The sequence below is a fragment of the Algoriphagus sp. genome (assembly GCF_024305035.1).
Classification (GTDB): Bacteria; Bacteroidota; Bacteroidia; order Cytophagales; family Cyclobacteriaceae; genus Algoriphagus.
This window is the reverse complement of the sequence record NZ_JAMWZB010000034.1, coordinates 1-19,608: the sequence shown is the minus strand read 5'-3', so window position 1 is coordinate 19,608 and position 19,608 is coordinate 1. Positions and strand designations below refer to the sequence as shown.

General features: G+C 42.6%; 15 protein-coding genes. 3 read left to right on the top strand and 12 right to left on the bottom strand.

Going from position 1 to position 19,608, the window contains the following annotated elements:
* The first annotated feature begins 60 nt into the window (after nt 1-60).
* Entirely contained in the window at nt 61-639 is a 579-nt protein-coding gene (gldD, locus tag Q0L00_RS16750) for a gliding motility lipoprotein GldD (protein WP_297338041.1), read from the top strand.
* Here gldD and Q0L00_RS16745 read toward each other — a convergent pair.
* On the bottom strand, nt 636-2,411 hold the full coding sequence (locus Q0L00_RS16745; protein WP_297338040.1) for a sodium:solute symporter family protein: 1,776 nt from the start codon (nt 2,409-2,411) through the stop codon (nt 636-638). The two genes, gldD and Q0L00_RS16745, sit on opposite strands and share 4 nt — an antisense overlap.
* A 166-nt stretch (nt 2,412-2,577) precedes the next feature.
* Between Q0L00_RS16745 and Q0L00_RS16740 the strand changes: the two genes are divergently transcribed.
* Complete coding sequence (locus tag Q0L00_RS16740) at nt 2,578-3,639, top strand: aminoglycoside phosphotransferase family protein (protein ID WP_297338039.1); 1,062 nt, start codon at nt 2,578-2,580, stop codon at nt 3,637-3,639.
* A 64-nt stretch (nt 3,640-3,703) separates the two neighbouring features.
* On the top strand, nt 3,704-5,797 hold the full coding sequence (gene recG / locus Q0L00_RS16735; RefSeq protein WP_297338038.1) for an ATP-dependent DNA helicase RecG: 2,094 nt from the start codon (nt 3,704-3,706) through the stop codon (nt 5,795-5,797).
* Nucleotides 5,798-5,834: 37 nt separating this feature from the next.
* Here recG and Q0L00_RS16730 read toward each other — a convergent pair whose 3' ends face one another.
* The 11 genes from Q0L00_RS16730 to Q0L00_RS16680 form a co-directional block, all read right to left on the bottom strand.
* Complete coding sequence (locus Q0L00_RS16730) at nt 5,835-6,938, bottom strand: glycosyltransferase (protein WP_297338037.1); 1,104 nt, start codon at nt 6,936-6,938, stop codon at nt 5,835-5,837.
* Nucleotides 6,935-8,083, bottom strand: coding sequence for a glycosyltransferase family 4 protein (locus tag Q0L00_RS16725; RefSeq protein ID WP_297338036.1), 1,149 nt, complete (start codon nt 8,081-8,083; stop codon nt 6,935-6,937). The genes Q0L00_RS16730 and Q0L00_RS16725 overlap by 4 nt, the downstream gene beginning before the upstream one ends.
* On the bottom strand, nt 8,083-9,213 hold the full coding sequence (locus Q0L00_RS16720) for a glycosyltransferase family 1 protein (protein WP_297338035.1): 1,131 nt from the start codon (nt 9,211-9,213) through the stop codon (nt 8,083-8,085). Before Q0L00_RS16720 ends, Q0L00_RS16725 begins: the two co-directional genes overlap by 1 nt.
* A 291-nt stretch (nt 9,214-9,504) precedes the next feature.
* The gene (locus Q0L00_RS16715; protein ID WP_297338034.1) at nt 9,505-10,314 is read right to left on the bottom strand and encodes a class I SAM-dependent methyltransferase; all 810 of its coding nucleotides are present in this window, start codon (nt 10,312-10,314) and stop codon (nt 9,505-9,507) included.
* Nucleotides 10,311-11,216, bottom strand: a complete 906-nt coding sequence (locus tag Q0L00_RS16710; protein ID WP_297338033.1) for a class I SAM-dependent methyltransferase — start codon at nt 11,214-11,216, stop codon at nt 10,311-10,313. The genes Q0L00_RS16715 and Q0L00_RS16710 overlap by 4 nt, the downstream gene beginning before the upstream one ends.
* A gap of 105 nt (nt 11,217-11,321) precedes the next feature.
* Entirely contained in the window at nt 11,322-12,071 is a 750-nt protein-coding gene (locus Q0L00_RS16705) for a class I SAM-dependent methyltransferase (protein WP_297338032.1), read from the bottom strand.
* A 128-nt stretch (nt 12,072-12,199) separates the two neighbouring features.
* Nucleotides 12,200-13,588, bottom strand: a complete 1,389-nt coding sequence (locus Q0L00_RS16700) for an O-antigen ligase domain-containing protein (RefSeq protein ID WP_297338031.1) — start codon at nt 13,586-13,588, stop codon at nt 12,200-12,202.
* Entirely contained in the window at nt 13,579-14,508 is a 930-nt protein-coding gene (locus tag Q0L00_RS16695; protein ID WP_297338030.1) for a glycosyltransferase family 2 protein, read from the bottom strand. Before Q0L00_RS16695 ends, Q0L00_RS16700 begins: the two co-directional genes overlap by 10 nt.
* Entirely contained in the window at nt 14,492-15,784 is a 1,293-nt protein-coding gene (locus tag Q0L00_RS16690) for an oligosaccharide flippase family protein (RefSeq protein WP_297338029.1), read from the bottom strand. Before Q0L00_RS16690 ends, Q0L00_RS16695 begins: the two co-directional genes overlap by 17 nt.
* Before the next feature lie 12 nt (nt 15,785-15,796).
* Entirely contained in the window at nt 15,797-16,864 is a 1,068-nt protein-coding gene (locus Q0L00_RS16685; protein ID WP_297338028.1) for an exopolysaccharide biosynthesis protein, read from the bottom strand.
* Entirely contained in the window at nt 16,861-19,422 is a 2,562-nt protein-coding gene (locus tag Q0L00_RS16680; protein WP_363318561.1) for an SLBB domain-containing protein, read from the bottom strand. Before Q0L00_RS16680 ends, Q0L00_RS16685 begins: the two co-directional genes overlap by 4 nt.
* Nucleotides 19,423-19,608 lie beyond the last annotated feature (186 nt).

Below are 19,608 nucleotides of genomic sequence, written 5' to 3'. Positions count from 1 at the left end.
TTGTTGGTTAAATTTCGACCTTTCAATCTTCATATCAAATACGAATCGTAATTTTACCCCATGAAGTATTTCCTTAAAATTCCGGTAATCCTACTAATTTTTTGCTTGAGCTGCCAAAACCCCTATTTACCCAAGCCAAAAGGGTATAATCGAATCGATCTTCCTGTTCATCAATTTCAAGAATTAGGTCAGGATTTTCCCTACACCTTTGAATTTTCCGAGCATAGCCTTATTGAACAGGACTCTTTTAATCTAGATGAAAAATACTGGATCAATCTTAACTATCAGGACTTTGGAGCCAAGGTTCACCTAACCTATAAGGCAATTGATGGGAAAAATGTGGATTTTAAAACCTTGGCCATGGATGCTTTTAAACTTACTTCTGAGCATCAAGTAAAAGCCTATGGAATCGAAGAATCGGTGATTGCTACTCCGAATGGTTACACCGGAGTGGTAGCCGAACTCAGCGGAGAAGTTCCAACACAGTTTCAGTTTTTTGTAACCGATTCCACGGATCATTTTTTACGCGGTGCGCTCTATTTTAATACGGCGATGAAAAATGATTCACTCGCACCAGTAATCGAATTCATCAAGGTGGATATGGCCCACCTGATGAACTCGGTAAAATTTGAAAATTAACGGATATTTTTCCAGGATTTAATAATGATAGCCCCTCCCGCAAGTGCGACCAGGGTGGCAATGACTCCTCCTAAAACTTCTCCGTAGATCCAAAAGCCTGTCGCAAAGAGTGCGGCATAGACCATAATCGATCCGATGAGCATCAACCCAATTTCTTTGGGAAGCTGGCCGATGCTTTGTTTTTCCTCAGGATATCGGTCTAAGACTTTTTTCCAGCCAAAGGAAGCCGGATATACTTTTCGGTAGAAACTCAACAGGACTTCGTCTTTTTCGGGTCGAGTCAAGAAAGTAACCAATAGCCAACCGACAGTAGTAATGGAAACGGAGTAAACCAGTTTCAGATAGGCTTGATTTTCTGGAATAAGGATCCAGTTGACTTTGGGGTTGATTACTTCAAAGAAAATTGCGACCACAAAAGAAATCGCCATCGCAGAGATTTCGGTGTAGGCATTGATTCTCCACCAAAACCAACGAAGGATGAAAATCAAGCCAGTTCCCGCTCCGATCTGAAGCAAAATATTAAAGGCATCCAAGGCAGAAGAAAGGGCTAAGGCCAAAACTGCAGAAAGCACCATCAATCCTACCGTGGAAACTCTTCCGATGGTGACTAATTCTTTGTCGCTTGCCTCGGGTTTCACAAATCTCAGGTAAAAATCATTGACAATGTAAGAGGATCCCCAATTCAAATGGGTTGAAAGCGTGGACATCACCGCTGCAATCAATGAGGCCAAAACGATCCCAATCAAACCCGTCGGTAAGTAGGTCAACATCGCAGAATAGGCTAAATCATCTCCCAGTTTATCGACTGGAATTTGGGGGAAAGCTGCCTGCATATCACTGATGTTGGGAAAAATCACCAAGGAAGACAAAGCGATCAAAATCCAGGGCCACGGTCGTAAAGCATAATGAGCAATATTGAAAAACAAGGTAGCCCCTACCGCATTTCGTTCATCTTTAGCCGAGAGCATTCGCTGGGCAATGTAGCCTCCACCGCCCGGCTCAGCACCAGGATACCAAGTGGCCCACCATTGGATGGCAATGGGAAGAATAAACAAAGGAATGTAAACATTCGGATCTTGAAAGTCTGGGACAAAATCCAATTTATCCACCACATTGGCATGAGTGAGAAGGTTGGTTAATGAGCCGATTTCCGGTAAATCCAATATAAAATAGGCCGCCCCAAAAGATCCAATCATGGCAATGAAAAACTGGAAGAAATCCGTCAACAAAACCCCTTTTAATCCGCCCAAGGAACTATAAACCACCGTGACCACTGAAGCAATCAATAGGGTCTGTACAGGACTGAGACCGAGCATGACTCCCCCGATTTTGATTGCGGCAAGTGAGACAGTAGCCATGATGACTACGTTGAAAAACACCCCCAAATAAATGGCTCTAAAACCGCGTAAAAATGCTGCTCCTTTTCCAGAATAGCGCAATTCGTAAAATTCCAAATCCGTGGTCACTTCCGACCGTCTCCAAAGTTTGGCATAGACAAAAACCGTCAACATGCCGGTTAACAAAAATGCCCACCATGCCCAGTTCCCTGCAACGCCGTTTTTGCGGACGATATCGGTCACTAGATTGGGTGTATCGGCAGAAAAAGTAGTCGCAACCATAGAAACCCCCAAAAGCCACCACGGCATATTCCTTCCTGATAAGAAAAACTCTTTGGCCGAAGAGCCGGCCTTTTTGGACGTAACTAATCCAATCAATAATGAGATCACAAAAAAGGCGGCTATAATCGCCCAGTCGATCGCAGAAACATTCATAGGTTTTGGGTTAATTTGAATCAGCCAATTAACAAAATTTTGGCTAAATGTCATTTAACTTTTATAATAATTTTTAAAAACAGTTTCGCTTTCTTGTTTCTTCTTTCATTTTTGTATACCCATTGATTTCTCCATCTCATTTTCAAATCAACTTCTAATTTTGCATATGGACCAATCCCTTCAGCACCAGGTTTCCAGTTCCTATAACTTGGATCAATTTACCTTTGAACCGCTCGGAGAAGGCTTGATTCATGACACTTTTCTACTCATTTCCCCCAAAGGCAAATTTGTTCTTCAGGGCTTCAATACTTCAGTTTTCCGGTTTCCTGAACGAATCGCCGCCAACCTTTCCCACTTAAAATCAGATCTCGAGGGAAAGGAACTTCCCTTTATTCTACCCCTACCCAAAAGCACGGAGGAAGGCAAAGAAATTTTGCAGTTTGAAGGTAAACTTTACCGGCTATTTGATTTTATCGAGGGAGTGACTATTCAGGAGACCAAAGATCCCAATTTGGCAGGTATTGCAGCTCGTGCTTATGGAGCATTTGCTCAAGCTACCGCCCAAAATACGCTAAGCAACTATCAAGAAACCATCCCGGACTTTCATCGTCTTGATCTTCGGTATGAGCAACTTGAGCAGGCTGCAAAATCTAAGACTAGCTGGACCGATGAAGAGAAAAACCTACTGGAGTTTTACCTAAGCCAATCTCCCTTAATCGAACAATACCAAAAACAAATCCAAGTTCTACCCCTCCGAGTCATCCATAATGACACCAAAATCAATAATCTGATTTTCGCCGAAAAGCTGGATCGAGTAGTCGCACTCATTGATTTGGATACGGTGATGCCCGGATACCTGATGTATGATTTTGGGGATTTGGTCCGTACGATGGCCTGCAGTCGATCTGAAACTCAAACCGATTGGGAAAATGTAGCTTTGGTACCTGAAATTTTTGAAGCACTTTTGAAAGGGTATATCAGTGGCTTGGGTCAAGCGGTCCATGCTGAAGAACTGAAGTCTTTATTACTTGGAGGGGAAGTGATGACTGCCTTGATGGGGCTCCGGTTTTTTACCGATCATGTTTTGGGCAATATCTACTATCGGGTTCATTATTCAGAGCAGAATCTTCATCGTGCAAAAAATCAAATGATTTTGCTCCGTGATCAGCAGCAAAAACGAGATCAACTCCAAGACATTTGGAAAAAAACACGACCTGCTCGACAATAAGTGTCCAAAGCTTAGTAAGTTTTTACCTGCTGCAGTAAATTGCCCTTTGCTAATTAAAATTGCCTTGTCCGGATTTTTCGACACCAAAATAGAATTCCTCAAAGGGGTAGGTCCTCAAAAAGCTGAATTGCTCAATAAGGAACTGTCTATTTTCACCTATGGAGACTTGCTGCAACATTATCCTTTTCGCTACGAAGACAGGAGTAAGTTTTACAAAATCAGACAACTCCACGCCGAACTCGAAAATGTCCAAGTGATCGCCCGAATTCAGAAAGTAGAGTTGATCGGAATGGGAAACAAAAAACGATTGGTTGCCCATGTAGCCGATGAGACAGGTGAAATGGAAATGACCTGGTTCAAAGGAATTCAATGGGTTCAAAAGAAATTGCCAGCAGGAGCAGTCTATATCTTTTTTGGAAAACCGGCACTTTTTGGGCGGAAATGGAGTATTGCCCATCCAGAAATGGAGCCTTTGACCCAGTCCTCGGAAAAGCGCAATACCTTTCAACCGGTCTATTCAACGACCGAAAAACTTCGAGCACGCTATTTGGATTCAAGGGGAATCTCCAAAATCATGGAGCAGCTCGTTCAGGTAAGTTATGCCCACATTCAGGAATCCCTTCCCGAGGATATTTTAACCCACTATCAACTCATCGGAAAGCGAGAAGCGGTAAGACAGATCCACTTCCCGACTGAGCCTTCTCTTTTACAAAATGCCAGAAAACGGCTCAAATTCGAAGAGTTTTTCTTCTTGCAATTGAGGCTGTTGATGATGAAAGTTGCCCGAATCGACAAATACCGGGGACAAGTCTTGGACCACACCGAACTACTCACGGATTTTTATCAGAATCATATCCCTTTCGAACTCACAGGAGCGCAAAAACGGGTGATTCGGGAGGCTTATCAGGATATGAAATCCGGTAAGCAGATGAACCGATTGATCCAAGGGGATGTGGGTAGTGGCAAAACTATGGTGGCATTCATTTGTGCCTTGATTGCGATCAGTTCGGGAGCCCAAGCCTGTTTGATGGCCCCTACAGAGATATTAGCAAATCAACATTACGAAGGACTCAAAGAATATGCAGACCTGATGGGAATAAAAATCGCCTTACTCACAGGCTCAGTGAAAAAATCAAGCAGGAAGATCATTCATGAGGATTTGGTATCGGGCGAACTCAAAATTTTGATCGGCACTCATGCACTTTTAGAAGATGTGGTCCAATTCAAGAATTTAGGCCTGGCCATCGTAGATGAGCAACATCGCTTTGGGGTCGCTCAGCGGGCTAAGCTCTGGGCCAAAAATGAGAATTTCTATCCTCATGTCTTGGTAATGACCGCAACGCCAATTCCCAGAACCCTGGCAATGACCCTTTATGGGGATTTGGATGTATCGGTCATTGATGAATTGCCTGCGGGAAGAAAGCCCATCCAGACCGTACATCGCTATGATAAAGATCGACTGAAGGTTTTTGGTTTTCTCAATCAGGAAATTAAAAAAGGGAGACAAGTATACATCGTTTATCCTTTGATTGAAGAGTCGGAAACCTTGGATTTGAAAAATCTCATGGATGGCTATGAGAGTATTGCCCGAGCTTTCCCCCAATACCCACTCAGTATCGTCAACGGCTCTCAAAAAGCACAGGATAAAGAATATGAGATGCAGCGCTTTGTCAAAGGGGAAACCAAAATCATGGTGGCCACCACCGTCATCGAGGTCGGCGTGAATGTCCCCAATGCTTCGGTGATGGTCATCGAAAATGCGGAGCGATTTGGCCTTTCCCAGCTGCATCAGTTACGAGGCCGAGTCGGACGGGGAGCGGAGCAAAGCTATTGCATACTGATGAGTAAATACGAACTTTCCAAAGACTCTCGGATTCGTTTAGAGACCATGGTCCGAACCAATGATGGTTTTGAAATTGCAGATGTGGACCTAAGGCTCAGAGGACCGGGAGATCTAATGGGAACACAGCAAAGCGGTATTACCGATTTGCTGATCGCTGACCTGAGTAAAGACGCCCCAATTTTGACTTTGGCAAGAGAGGCTGCGCAGCAGGTTTTGCAAGAAGATCCCAATTTAAGTTTACCTCAACACCAACCCATTCTCCGGCAGGTGAGAAGTCAGAAGAAAACTGCAGTAAATTGGAGTCGGATTTCGTGAAAAAATTACTCCCCTGGCATATTCCTTAGGATTAAAACTATCGACCAGCCAATTCCTTAAACACCTCTAAATACTGATCAGCCACATAATCCCAGTTGTACTTTTGAGTGAGCCCTGATTGGGCCGTTTTTCTGAGCTGATCCATGCGATCAGCTTCCCCTTCTGCTTTTTCGACAAGTTGTTTTACCGATGCCGGATTTTTGTCAAAATACCAACCATGCTTTCCGTTTTGCAACATTTCTTGGTTAAATGGGGTATCTAAAGCTAAAATGGCACAGCCATAGCCCAGTGCTTTTAACATCGCGGGATTGGTTCCCCCGAATTCGTGTCCATGAAAATAGCAGTAACAGTGTGAATACAACGCCGCCAACTCATTCGGGTCAGTCACATAACCCGTAAACACTAAACGGGGATCTTGAATTTTTTTTAGGGAATTGGCCCAAGGATCGGAGAAGGGTACATCCCCAACCACAACTAAAACCCTACTAGAATTGGATCTTAAAAATCCCTCAATAATCAAGTCGGCATTGTTATCCGGGACGAGTCGCCCCACAATCAAAAAATAGCCTCTAGTATCCAAATTCCACTTTTTTAACGGTTCAGGTCCCACATTTTCTTTGGGATTAGCCCCATATGCGATCACTTTGGAATCTGTTTTGAAAAGCTCCAGATATACCCTTCTCATTTCATCCGAATCATTGATCAGTTGATCATAGAATTGGGTAGCCATTTTGGAAGCCCAGTAGAAATACCTTGCCCCTAAACCTTTCCATTTGGGCCGAAGCCATTCCAATCCATCCACATTGATAGCGGTTGGTTTGCGGAAGATTTTTGAAATCAACCCAAAGGGTCCATTTCCAGAATTGACTACAAAAATCACATCCACATCCGAAAAGCAAGCATGAACCATGGAGAAAAAAGTGTGGGTTAATTGGGTCAGACTTTTAGACTCGATTGCCGGGGTATAGATGCATTCGATCCCATTGACAAAGCGGGGTTTTTCTAAAAAAAGTGCGCGATGATTGTAAACTCGTACTTGAACTCCCTTTTGGACCAAGCGCTCCCCAAGTTCTTTGATCATGGTATCATACCCACCATATACGTAAGGATAGCCTTTGGCACCCATGATGGCTACTTTCATTTTTTTCTCAGTTGCTGCCATAGGTGATTTTGTATTTTTTCTTTGAAGGTTTCCAGGCTAAACTCCGCTAATACGCGATTTCTGCCCCGTTCACCCATCCTTTTCCGAAGATTTTCATCAACAATTAATTTTTTTAACGCATTCACTCCCGATTCAATATCTCCGATAGGAATCAAAAAACCGGTTTCTCCAGCCAGTACCAGTTCGGAAGCACCTCCGGATTGAGTAGCCACAATGGGTTTTCCGCTAGCCATCGCTTCTAAAATGACGGTAGGAAAGGAATCGGGTAAAACCGATGGAAGTACAAAAATATCCATTGAAGCCATCAGTTCAGGAATATCCCTTCTCAACCCCAAATAACTTATTTTTGCCTCTAATTTCTTATTTCTTATCTCTTTGATTAGTTCTGTTAAGATCCACTCATAGCCGGGATAGGGATCTCCAACGCATATAAAATGAAGGTTTTGATGGGATGAAAGTAACAGTTCGGCGAGTTGAAGAAAGAAAAGTTGCCCTTTGCCAGGATTGATTCGGCCAATCATGCCGATCAACACGGTGTTTTCATCCAGCTTCAGTTCCTTCTTGAGAGTTGGTTGGGCTGTTAAAAAAGCTTCGTAGGAAATCCCGTTATGAATCACCTGAATTTGGGATTTTTTCAAATACTTTTGCCAATGATCGGCCACTGCTTGGGAAACAGCAATGGGTTCTGCGCTACTTTGGTCCAGTAAATTCCTCAGAAATCGAAGGAGAATTTTGGGCCCTGGAATGATTTCATGAATATGCCAGGTGTGGGGCATTTGATTTCGTTTGGCCCAAAATGCCCCTACAGTCACTGCCAGCGTATTGGAATACACGAAACGGAACTGATGAGTTTGATGAAGTCGAGTTAAAAACCGGTAGGCCAACAGGGATTTTTTGAGCCGATTGAACATCCCCCATGGAGTAAAATATTTTCTGCGGAGAATCCCTAGATTCTGGATATGAACGTTTACTCCCAACTCAGCTAACATTTCTACCAAAGGACCGGGATGGGGCAAAACGACATGGATTTCCATTTTTTGGGACCGGAAAACCGCTAGGGTCTGCAAAAAAATCCGAGAGGAACCATACAAATCGGCTCCAGAATGTAAAGCCAAAATTTTCACTATTCGGCAGATTTGGGGTTAAGGATCAACTGATAAAAGCCATCAATAAATTTTTTGGCCGAAAAGTCTTCTGCCCGATCTTTTCCTTTTTGAATCAAGCTTTTTCGCAAGGAATTGTCTTGATCTAGCAAAATTAATTTTTGGGTCAAATCCTCCAAGCTTCCCGTTTGAAAGGCTAATCCTGCCTCTCCGGCAACCTCGAGAAGTGCAGGTTGGTTGGAATGAATAACCGGTACTCCAAATCCCATGGATTCTAAAATCGGAATACCAAATCCTTCATTTTCTGAAGGAAAAACATAGCCAAACGCTTTTTCATACAAGGCTTTGATTTCGCTGTCTTTGAGGTAACCGGTGACTAGAACTTTTCCTTGAAGTCCGAGCTTTTCGACCAATTTTAATACAGTTGGAAAGTCATTCATTAGCTTACTTTGACCAGGACCACCGGCTAGAACCAATTTTTTCTGGGATTGGGTACGCTGCAAAAACCCCCAGAAAGCCTGGACCAAAAGGGGGATGTTTTTTCGACGATCAAAGGTGCCTATATGGATAAAATAGGCTGAAGCCTTCAACTGGTTTTTTGCTAAAAATTGAGGATCGGATGCATTTTTGAGCCCTTTTGGAGCCTGATAAATCGCTGTAATCGGCCATTCAGAGCCTAAATATTGCAACAGCGAGTTTTTGGAATACTCCGTAGTGGTAACGATATGGGTTTTTTCCTTAAGTCCTTTTTTGATGAGGTTAATGAAATATTTACGCCACCAGGAGGGATAGTTTTGCGGGATCTGCCAAAAAAAAGCATCGTGAATGACGGTCAACCTCCGACAGGCTAAAGAGGCTGCTGGGGAGACAAAATCAGGGCAAATGAGTACATCCACCCCATGTTTTTTGACCAGATCCGGGAGTTGAAATTCTTTCCATCGAAAATAATCCAGGTGATAATTCAGGCGCTGCAGTTTGGATTGAGGCAGCTTAAATTTGACGTCTTTAACCTGCTCCTCGGGTTCGTGCGTAAAAATCCACTGAACCTCAGGATGAGGATATTTACGGGCTGCCTTAGCCAGCTCGACCATATAGGTCTTGATCCCGGTAGTGGCGACATTGAGGTATTGCAGATCAAGAAGGACTTTCAACAGATTAGGGCTAGTTATTAGTTGAAGTTAGTTTACAAGGTATGGATTGGAGGATATCAATTGGAATCCAAGTTAGCTATAAGTTAGTACCCAGCCTATAACTGTGCCAAAATTGAATTCATAGGGAGAATTGGGATCAATCAACTTTTCCTAAAACCTCATCCAAGCCCTCGAATAATGATTCGGTAAGCGGTTTTTTCTTCATTTCAAAATCAAAAACCCCAACGTTGAAAACCTTTTTTGGGTTAACCCCCTTTGGCTAATTTCCTAAGGAATCACCAGAAAGTAAAATCAATAGCAAGGAGGTTCAATTTTCCAATTAGTTTTCTCTTTCAGCGAAACGATTACCTCAAGATCATCTGCAAAAGTTTTTGTGAAATTTCCAACTTTTGATAGAAGCTTAAACAGTAAAAAGGGAGGCTTGAGCTCGTAATTTTTGTAATGGTAAGGGTGGACCTGAACCTCAAAATCATCCGATAGCATTGAAAAGTAGTGTTTCACTTCTTTAGCAGAATATTCCTTCCAATGGTGGCCATAGGTCACCTTTGAAAAAATATCCTCCACTGTAATCCCAATCGACTTAAGTAAAAAGAGGTTTTTTAGATTTCTGATCAAATTAGGAAAAGCGAATGCATTCGGTGTTGAAATATATACGATGCCCCCGGGTTTCAGAATCTGATAGATCGTTTTCCAAAATAGGATCGGGTTAAATGTGATGTGCTCGAGTATTTCGCTAAAAACAATCAGATCGTACTTACTTGAAACTCCTTGAAAGCTGGAAAGTTTTGCTAAATCGTTTTCCACTATAGTCTTTACCCCAAATCGCTTTCCTCTATCACGAACAAAGTCGAGTTCCCAGAACTCCTCTACATCCATGCCCTCTACTTGAAAACCTGACTGAGCTAATAAAACAGAAGAATGGAGGTAATGACTACCGATATCGAGAACAGATATTTCATCGGAGTTCAATTTCTCCCCGAAGTAGCTTTCTAAAAATCGGGTAAACCTCCGATATCGATTTTGATGAAATAGGAAATAGTCCTGTTCACTTTTTTGGGAAGAACTTAAAACCTCTTTTTCTAATTTCTCAAGTACGGTCATAGTTTGAAGTAAAATCCAGCCTGATCTCCCTTATTCATGTCATTTAAAATTTTTGCCTTCTTTTCAAAACTTTTTAAGTCTTGTGTTGAACAATTTCTACTCAAATCAAAGGTTATAAAATTTCCATTTCTTTTATACAGCTCTGTTCCCCAAAACTGACTGGCCGTACTATCAAATACCACTTTTTCGAGTTGTAATCCATGTCGATTACCTAAGATTTCCATTCCTCGAAGGCTGGGGATAAATAGGTGTCTGGGAGCATCCAGTTGAAACCAAAATTCGCGCTCAGTTTGCCAAACTAAGCCATCGGTAACCGGAAGCCGAATCAAGAGTTTCCCTCCTCGATTCAAAAGCCTCACCAATTGTTTGAGAGCAATATTAGGATCTGGCAAATGCTCAAAACTATGATGAAGCATCACCACATCAAATGTACCTTCGAGCTGTTCAAGTGATTTTTTAGAGATGCTTAACCCGGGCCTTCTTGTTTCCTGTCTGATGTACGGATCAAATCCCTGTAAATTTTTAAATCCAGAATACGCCAGTTGATGCAATGCAACCCCCGCTCCACAGCCAATGTCTGCAATCCGGTCCTCCTCTTGAAGCTCCAAGTTTTTGATCCAGTCGAAATATTCTGGGCCCTTTTGAATCCATCCCTTTTTAAATAATTGATAACGCAACCTTTTGAAAAACTTTTTAAAAACGGAATCTTCTCGAACCTCCTCAAAGGCATAGTAATCCTGAGGATAATATCGCCCCAAATCTTCAGGTATTTCGGCTATCCAAAGCGATTTGCAGTCTTTGCACTCAAAATACTCAAATTGCTCCCCCCAACCATACATCCGCTCAGTCCCAATTAGGGAGGTTTTTTGATCAGAAAGGCAGGCAGGACAAGAGGAAGGCATTTAAACAGAAGGGTAATGGATTGAATGAAAAGAATAATTTATCCAAATGTAGCAAGATTGATTAATCCTCTAGATTAATCCTGCTTGAAAAAAAATTCCAGAAATTTACTTCATTGTCTTGCAGATAATCCATTGGTTTACTTGAAAAAGGTTCTGGATCAATCGATTTACCTTTTTATGGATGGGCAATTGATAGGAGAGCAGATTACTTAATTTTTCTCCCAAACCATGGGTATAATGATCAACTAGGATAAGATCTAGTTCTTTGCAAAGATTGGCCAGCGTGCTTTTTGGAAAAATAAAGGTATGCTCAACTCCGTCTATGATATCGGGTACCTTCATCTGTATTAAATTAAAATAGCGATGAAACGTATAGAGCATGCTTCCAAGATTTGGGGTACCTATTGCAATGATTCCCCCTGGCTTTACGATCCTTTTCATTTCCTGAATATAGGCTATGGGGTCAAGTACATGTTCGATTACATGAGACATATGGATGAAGTCAAAAAAAGAATTGGGGTATTTTGCATCCATTATATCCCCATGAAAAGTTTCCACCGAGAAATGCTTGTGCACAAAATCTAATGCTCCCGAATCAAATTCTGTCGCGTATAATTGACAATCCAATTGATTGGCATAGGCCAGTCCAAGACCTAAGCCGCAGCCGACATCAAGAAACACCGCTCCATGACTTAACTCATTAAGATATCTAGTGCTTTCCAAAATTTCCTTTTTCGATTGGGATCGAATTTTTTGAAACTCCTTTAAAATTACCTGTTTATAGGCCATAGAGTCATAGTGATCTTTCTCATAATACGAAGTATAGTAGTCCCTTAATTCCTTTTGATCAGCCATGGGGTTAGCAAAGGAAACCTTGCAATTTTTACACCTAACCCTAGAAATATGAGGCCCCTTTCGCTTAAGATCCATCGCAAACCCAAGTAATTGTTCCCCTTTGCAGAGGGGACAATTTCTATGTAAAATCATGTGCTTATTTTTAGTTTAGAAAATTCATTCACGCTCAAGCCAACCATCCACCAGCTCACCCAAGAAACATAGGTATAGATTTCCACATTGGCAGTAAAAAGGGGCAGCAAAAGGCCAAACTTGACCGTTCCAGCGACAAAGGCTAAGCGAGCTACCGCGGTATTTTCACTAAGTTTAAATACCCGAATTGATAAATAGATCCCCGATAAAAGCGCAGCAATATAAAGTAGCATACCCAGCCAGCCCAATTGTACCCCATAAATCAGGAACTGATTTTCACCGCCCACCCGCAGGTCTTCACTGACACTACCAAAGTTGCCACTCATCGCAAGCCCGATTCCCAGTGGATTGGCAATCATCGAATCCAAAGCCAAAAACCATTCCACCACATGCCCCACACTGGAAGTATCGGCCAGGGTAATGGTATCGATGACAAAGAAATAAAGATCTTCTGATGCGAAATAGACTAGGTAAATCAAAAATGAGAATACCGAAGCTATACCAAATCCAATCAATCGATACAGGCCAAAAACCAAAGCGATAAAAAACAGCATGACAAAAAAAGCCGCAAACGATGCTCTGGAGGAAGCGAAGACTAAACTTCCTACACTACAAAACATGACTAGTAAATAGGGCCAAGTATATTCTTTTCGCTGAGTCAAAAACCAAATCAATCCGGCCGAAAAGCCCATCAATACCGAACTGGCCAGCTCAAGTGGATCTGAAAAAAAACTCCCCAAACGTTTCATCGCATTGGTGGACTCGAAGGTCCAAGTCAGCCCATAATTGCCCTGTGGCTCGATATCATTGATGTGGAGATTAAAAAGGGCATATCCTGTGAATTGCTGCAGATGTGCATTCAAAATAAAATGCTCGACCAGATTGACTGCAAAGGCACCTATCGTCACCATGAAAATAATTTTAAATAAGCGGTGAATTTCTTCCGGATTAAAATTCGTATTCCTCCCCAGAAAATAAACTAATCCTGGCATAAGCATACTCTTATAGTACAGCGCTTTATTAAGAAAAGACGCTTGGCCGATCGGCAAAACCAAAAAGACAAAAGCCAGACTCAAAAGTGCCACTAAAAAGTAATCGGTACTTTGAAGTCGAAAAGGATAATCAAAAGGCTTTCGTTGATGGATCAGCCAAGAACTTAAGGCCAAGAGAATGATGACTTCCTTAGTGGACTGAATAATTCCGACGATCAGCCCGGATTGGGTGCCTTGGTAAACAACGCTTAAACTCGTGATATAGAAGGGGAGAAAAGCAGCCAAAAAATAAATGAAATAAGCCCACTTTCCTTTGAAAATCAGCTTTTGAACTGTCCAAAGAAATCCAACCCCCACAGATAGGGCGACCAATAAAAATGCAATTAGGGCCATCTTGGTGCGGGGTTAAGTACGGTAGTGAATCCATCCTTTAAGCCTTTTGCTACAGCTCTTACCTTTTGAAACCGACCTCGAATCATAAAATAACTCATCCAACTGAAAAATCGAACAAAATGATAACCGTAGGCCAAAACAGGAAATTGATTGTTGGATCGAATCAGGTAAAATTGATTGCGAACATGGAAATAAAAAACCCGAGGACTCAGGGTTCCTTCTGCATGTTTTTTCTTTGAAGAGGCACCGGCCTCATGGTAAATTTTGGCCTGACTGTCCAGGTGAATTTCCCAGCCTTTTTCGCCAAAGCGAAGTGACCACTCCACATCTTCAAAATAAGCAAAATACTGTTCTTGCAGAAGCCCAGATTCCAAAATTGCTTCCCTACGAATCAGCATACAGCAGCCCGTCGCCCAATCCAGCTTTTGATCAGAAAGGGAAAAATTTTCAAGGTTTTTCCGATCACCCTTGGTGATCGCACGGCTGAGGAAAGCATTCCATTTTCCTCCGGCACTCCAGATTTTTTTTGGGCTTCCCAAAAAACAAATCAAAGGCTGAACAACACCTATTTTAGCTGATTCATTCATTTTCAACATCATCTTCCCCAAAAAATCCGGTTCGACTAGGGTGTCATTATTGAGCAGCAGGATATGGGAAAATCCCATTTCCAAAGCTTTTTTAACCCCCAAATTATTCCCCCCGGTAAACCCTAGATTCTCTGGGCTTTGGATCAAGAGAATCTCAGGAAATTCTGCTTCCAAAATTTCACCTTCATTTTCCCGGGAGGCATTATCGACCACAATCACCCGGAAGCTTGGAAAATCCACCTTTTTTAAGGATTGGAGACAGGCTTTGGTAAAGCTCAATCCATTCCAATTGACTAAAATAATAGCAACCGATATGTCAGGAGTAAAAGCCACGCAGCAGATCTTTTTTGTGATGGAATAATAAAACCAGGCAGATCAGAAATACCATCAGTTCAGTGGAAAGAATTCCGATACATAAGCCAACTCCTCCCATGGATGCGGTCAAAAAAGTGGATGCAATCATCATGTATGCACACATCATCCAGCTCGCCCGAAACAGAATCTTTTTCAAATCTGCCACCAATAAAAGCGTAACATTTCCCACATTGAGACAGGCTAAAAAAGGAACAAAAGAGAGAAGTTGGAGAAATTGCACAGAGGCAGGTAGGTCTGAGCGGGAAAGTACGCGGATTACCCAAGGAGAAAGCAGAAATGTCAAGCCAGAAATCAGGGCTCCGGCAAAGAGAACACGGATATAAACTCGTTTTAAAAATAGGAAAAAAGCTAAACGATCTTCTTTGTACAGTTTTGCTGAATTGGGAAATACAGCTTGGATGATTAAAGCTGGGAAGAGACGAATCACCATGACGATCCGCTCTGCCAGGCTATACATGCCCAGAATTTCTCCCGAATAAAAAAAGCTCAGAATAATCAGTCCTCCATTGATGGAAATATGGCTGGCCAAATTGCTGAAAAAGAGGAGCACATTATTTTTGATACTCGTCCAGATCGCTGTAAACTCCGGGCGATAAAATCGGATTTCCAAAAACGAATGAATATATCCTAGGAGCAGTAAATTAATTGAAAGCCCGAAGAAACCCATCATAAAATTAACCCACATACTCTGCTCAGGACCATGGATAAATAGGACAATCCCCATCAGAAAAAGCAGTTTGGAAAAAATGTTGGCAATGGAGATCAACTTCATTTTTTCCATGCCCTGAAAAAACCAAAGGGGCAAGGTGGCTTCCGAAAAGAGTAGAAGCACAGAAAAAACCAAGATCATCTGATATTCCTTGAAGAGATCAAAGCCAAAAACACCAACCAAAATCAACATGCTGGCAATCCCTGCCAACAGCATTTTCCCAGAGAAAACATTTGATACTAAATGAGAAAGGGCATCCTTGTCCTCCTGATTGACCGCCACTTCTCGGGGTGCACTGAGATTATACCCAAATCCCACCAAAATATTGAGCAAAACGATCACGGAAAGTGCCAAATTAACCAATCCAAATTGATCCACTCCAATATTCTGAATGAGCAAAGGCATGGAAATAAGCGAGATGAGCACATTGGAGGACTGGATCACCGCCAGAAATAAAAAATTCTGGATGGATTTATTTCGGATGTAATTTCCGAAAGGAAGAAGCTGATTGAGTTTTTCAAACATGCAGCCTATGGTTTAGCCTTCCTGCACATGTTTTTGGTACAATCGGCGGAAATAAAGGTAGAAAATGACAAAAATAAAGGTAATAAATGCCCCTAGAACCATCCCTTTGACCAATCGGATTTCACTGCGCTTCAGGGGGTATCTAGGTGAATCTATGATTTGTATCAGGGGTGAATTGTTGCGATGATTGACCTTGGCTATTTCCAGATTTTTGACCACTTCCTCGTAAACTGCTCCCGTGGCTTGGACATCTATTTGGCGTTTTCGGCTTTCGATGGTTGCCCGGGTTCGCAAGGGATTTGCATTAGGCACCTGATCGGTAGCAGCTGCGTATTCTCCAATACTTTCATCTAGTATTTTTCGAACCGAATCAGCTTGGGCTTGTAGAATCGAGAGATTCTCTCCGGTTTTTTTGGTTTTTGTTTCGTAGTAAAACGTGTTTACTTTTTCAACCAGGGTTTGGTTAAACACTTTTGCAAATTTTTCGTCTTTGGAGGAAATGCTCACTTGAATGATGCTGAGTTTCCGATCAGGTTTGATTACCGAAAGCTGATTTTCACGAATAAGTTTGGAGACCTCTTTGACCACAGAGTCTTGAGCGACTGAGAACAAATCACGGGAAATAGAAAAATCCATTGCGGGAATGTCCACTTTGGATGCCCATTTTTTATCCAATTTTTCAAAGCTAACATAACGATCAATGAGCAGGCTATGTTCATCAAAAGGGCTTAATAAGGTCTCTCCAAGCATGCGGTCGGATTTATACAGCTCCATGATATTATCTCCCTGAAAAAGGCCACTCGTACTTCCTAAAGAACCAATATTGACACCAACCAATGAGGCCAATCCAGACATTTGCCCGATGCTGCTTCCATCTCCTTCCTCTAGGACAAAGGAGGTTTCGGCATGAAAAACCGGCTTTTTAAAAATCGACACCAAAGCACCCAGAAGGACTCCCAGAGCAAGCGAAATCAAGAGCACTTTCCATTTTAAGCGGAAATACCCCAGCCACTCGTTCAGGTTGAGTATTACCTCACGGAAGGTCCATTGATTGTCAGAAAAATGCTGTTTTCCCGTCATGGTTGATTCCAGTTGATTTGTGAAAGCACCAAGGCCAAGGTAGCCAATCCGGTGGTCACCCCGACTACATCTCCAAGACGAAGTGGAATTTTTGGACCTTTGGTGGGTACAATCACCTCAGCTCCAGGTTCGATCATAGGATATTTCCGGATCCCCAAAAACCCTGTCGTCCGTTTAACCGCTCCATTGGCGTAAACCACATAGGTTTGCTTTCGATTGGCTCTTCGCTCAAATCCTCCTGCCCGATTGATGTAATATTTTAGTGATTTACCACTTTGATACCTAAGGGTGGTCGGGTAAACCACATCCCCACGCATCCGGATGGTTTGAAGGAGTTTGGGAACAGACAGAACGTCACCTTCTTCCAGAAGCAAGTCATTTTCCGAACCCGGGTTCTTAAGAATCTCTTCTAAATCAATGGCTACCGCCTCTGTTTCCTTAATCTTCACCGCAAACCCAGGCGTTTCGGAAGCAATCTGATCCAAGGATTCCTTTTTGGTCTGTACCCATTGATTGGCAGAGTCGGCTACGCCCTTAGGCAAATCCTTAAATAAGCGCTGCAAAAGTTCCTCTTGCGCTTCAGAATTAGTAGGGTCAGCCAAAAGCTGAAGGCGAAGAGATTCCAAATTTCGCTGCCTTCTGAGCTGCTCGGATTCGGTATTGAAAAACTCCGTCCGACGAATCAAAGTGGCCCCTTTGGCATAAGCAAATCGGTTCAGACCTCCAGCTCGATTCACCAAATCCGAAATCCTCTCGCTAGCCGATTCGATGGAGAAAATCCCCGGTGAATTCACCTGACCTTCCACAGAAACGAGTTTTTGCATGGTAAAGCTTGCCCGCTTCCGCACAATCACCTGATCAAAGGGCAAGATGATTTTTGAATTTTCTGAAGGTGCTAAATTAGGATTGACCTGTACGGGGATGATCGTTGAGAGGGCTCCCAACTCCACATCTTCCACTCTTCGGGCGATTTCAATGTCATTGGGATTAGCAGATTCTTGCAATCCTCCAGCAGAAATCAATAAATCCTCCACGGTCATGGATTCCGAATACGGATAAACTCCCGGACGCTTCACTTCACCGAGCACCTGTACATAGCGCTCATTTTGAATATCATAAATGCTGGAAATCCGAATCACATCCTCGCGCTGAAGCACAATGTCTTGGGTCGTTCCAGCCAAAATTTGATCAAGATTGACTTGAATTAATTCTGAGCTCAAATCCGCTTTGGTTCTTAAAATACTGGCCTGTTCGGTATACGCATCTCCTCGGAGTCCATCGGCATTTTCAATCAATTTTCCCAAGGTCAACCCCTCACTCAGTGCAAATGTCCCTTCCCGATATACAGCTCCTTTAATTTGAACACGATTGCTGAATCGATCCAAAACTTTACCCACGGTGATTTCGTCTCCGCCTTTGAGAATAAACATCCCAAATTGGTTTTTGTATACATCCGAAACGGAGCGTTGATTTCCAGTCACTCTGGATATGGCTACCCGATCTTGAAAGGCCAAGTCTGTAAATCCTCCGGCATAATCCAACAAATCTTCGAATGTATCCTCAGGGTTGATTTCAAAGGTCAGAGGTCGCTTGACTTCCCCCTTGATTTTGACTCGGGAAATAAACGGACTGACCAAAATCACATCTTGATCTTCAAGCTGAATATCCAAGTTGGCTTGACCATTAATTAGCAGATTGTACAGATCTACAGAGGCGATTTGCTCATTGTCCCGCATGACTTTGATCTCCCGCATTGTTCCGTTTTCATTGGGCCCCCCTGCCGCGTAAAGCGCATTGAAAACAGTGGAAAAAGCGCTGAGCGTGAATGTACCTGGCAGCCGGACTTCTCCGAGAATGTGTACTTTGATGGTTCGAACATTTCCCAGGGTGACTTGGAGAAAGGTGGATGGATTGCTTCCCGAAAGGCTGGGATAGTATTCAGCTACCCGGTTTTTGATAATTCCGGAGGCCTCTTCAATCGTTTTTCCTGAAACTGAAATGGGGCCGATATTATCCAAAAGAACGAAGCCATCAGGATTTACCGTTGCCTCATAATATTGCTCGGATTGCCCGTAAATATCCACATACACCACATCACCAGGTCCGAGAATATAGTTTTTTGGGGTAGCCTGATTCAGACTGGGTTCAAAACTGAGCCGACGATTTTTTTGATAAAAAAGATTGGAGCCAAAGATTTGATTTGTGCCTTCCTCGCTTAGGGATTCTTGAGGCTGGATCAACCCACGGGTGATCTCATTGAGATCCATTTGCTGCCGGGGATCTCTGCGAGAAGCATTGCTAGATCGCCTACTCGCTCCACTTCCATCGAGCTCCTGAAAGCGCTTTCGTAGTTTTTCCACTTCCACCTCAGGCATGCCACGCAGTTGGGCCATTTGGAGAAATTCTGCAGTGCTCAGTCCCAAATCATTGGCCCGACTAAGCAGTTCCTCAAGCTGATCATCACTCAGTTCATCCACTTTGATGGAGGTGATATCGATCGTTTGTTGTCCTTGGCTGATGACAGGAATCCCCATCATAAGAATCAAAATAAGGGGCAAAAAAAACCAAAATCGATTTTGTAAAGTCATAAGCGAAAGCTATCCCGGGTGAATTTCGAACAAATATGCGATTTAAAAATCCGTCAATTTCTGAATTTAACCAAAAATAGTTCCAAAAAGCTATTTCTTCCCCAGGGAAATCGCTTTTAGATTTTAAGGATTTTAGCTCGATACGTATCATCCAAT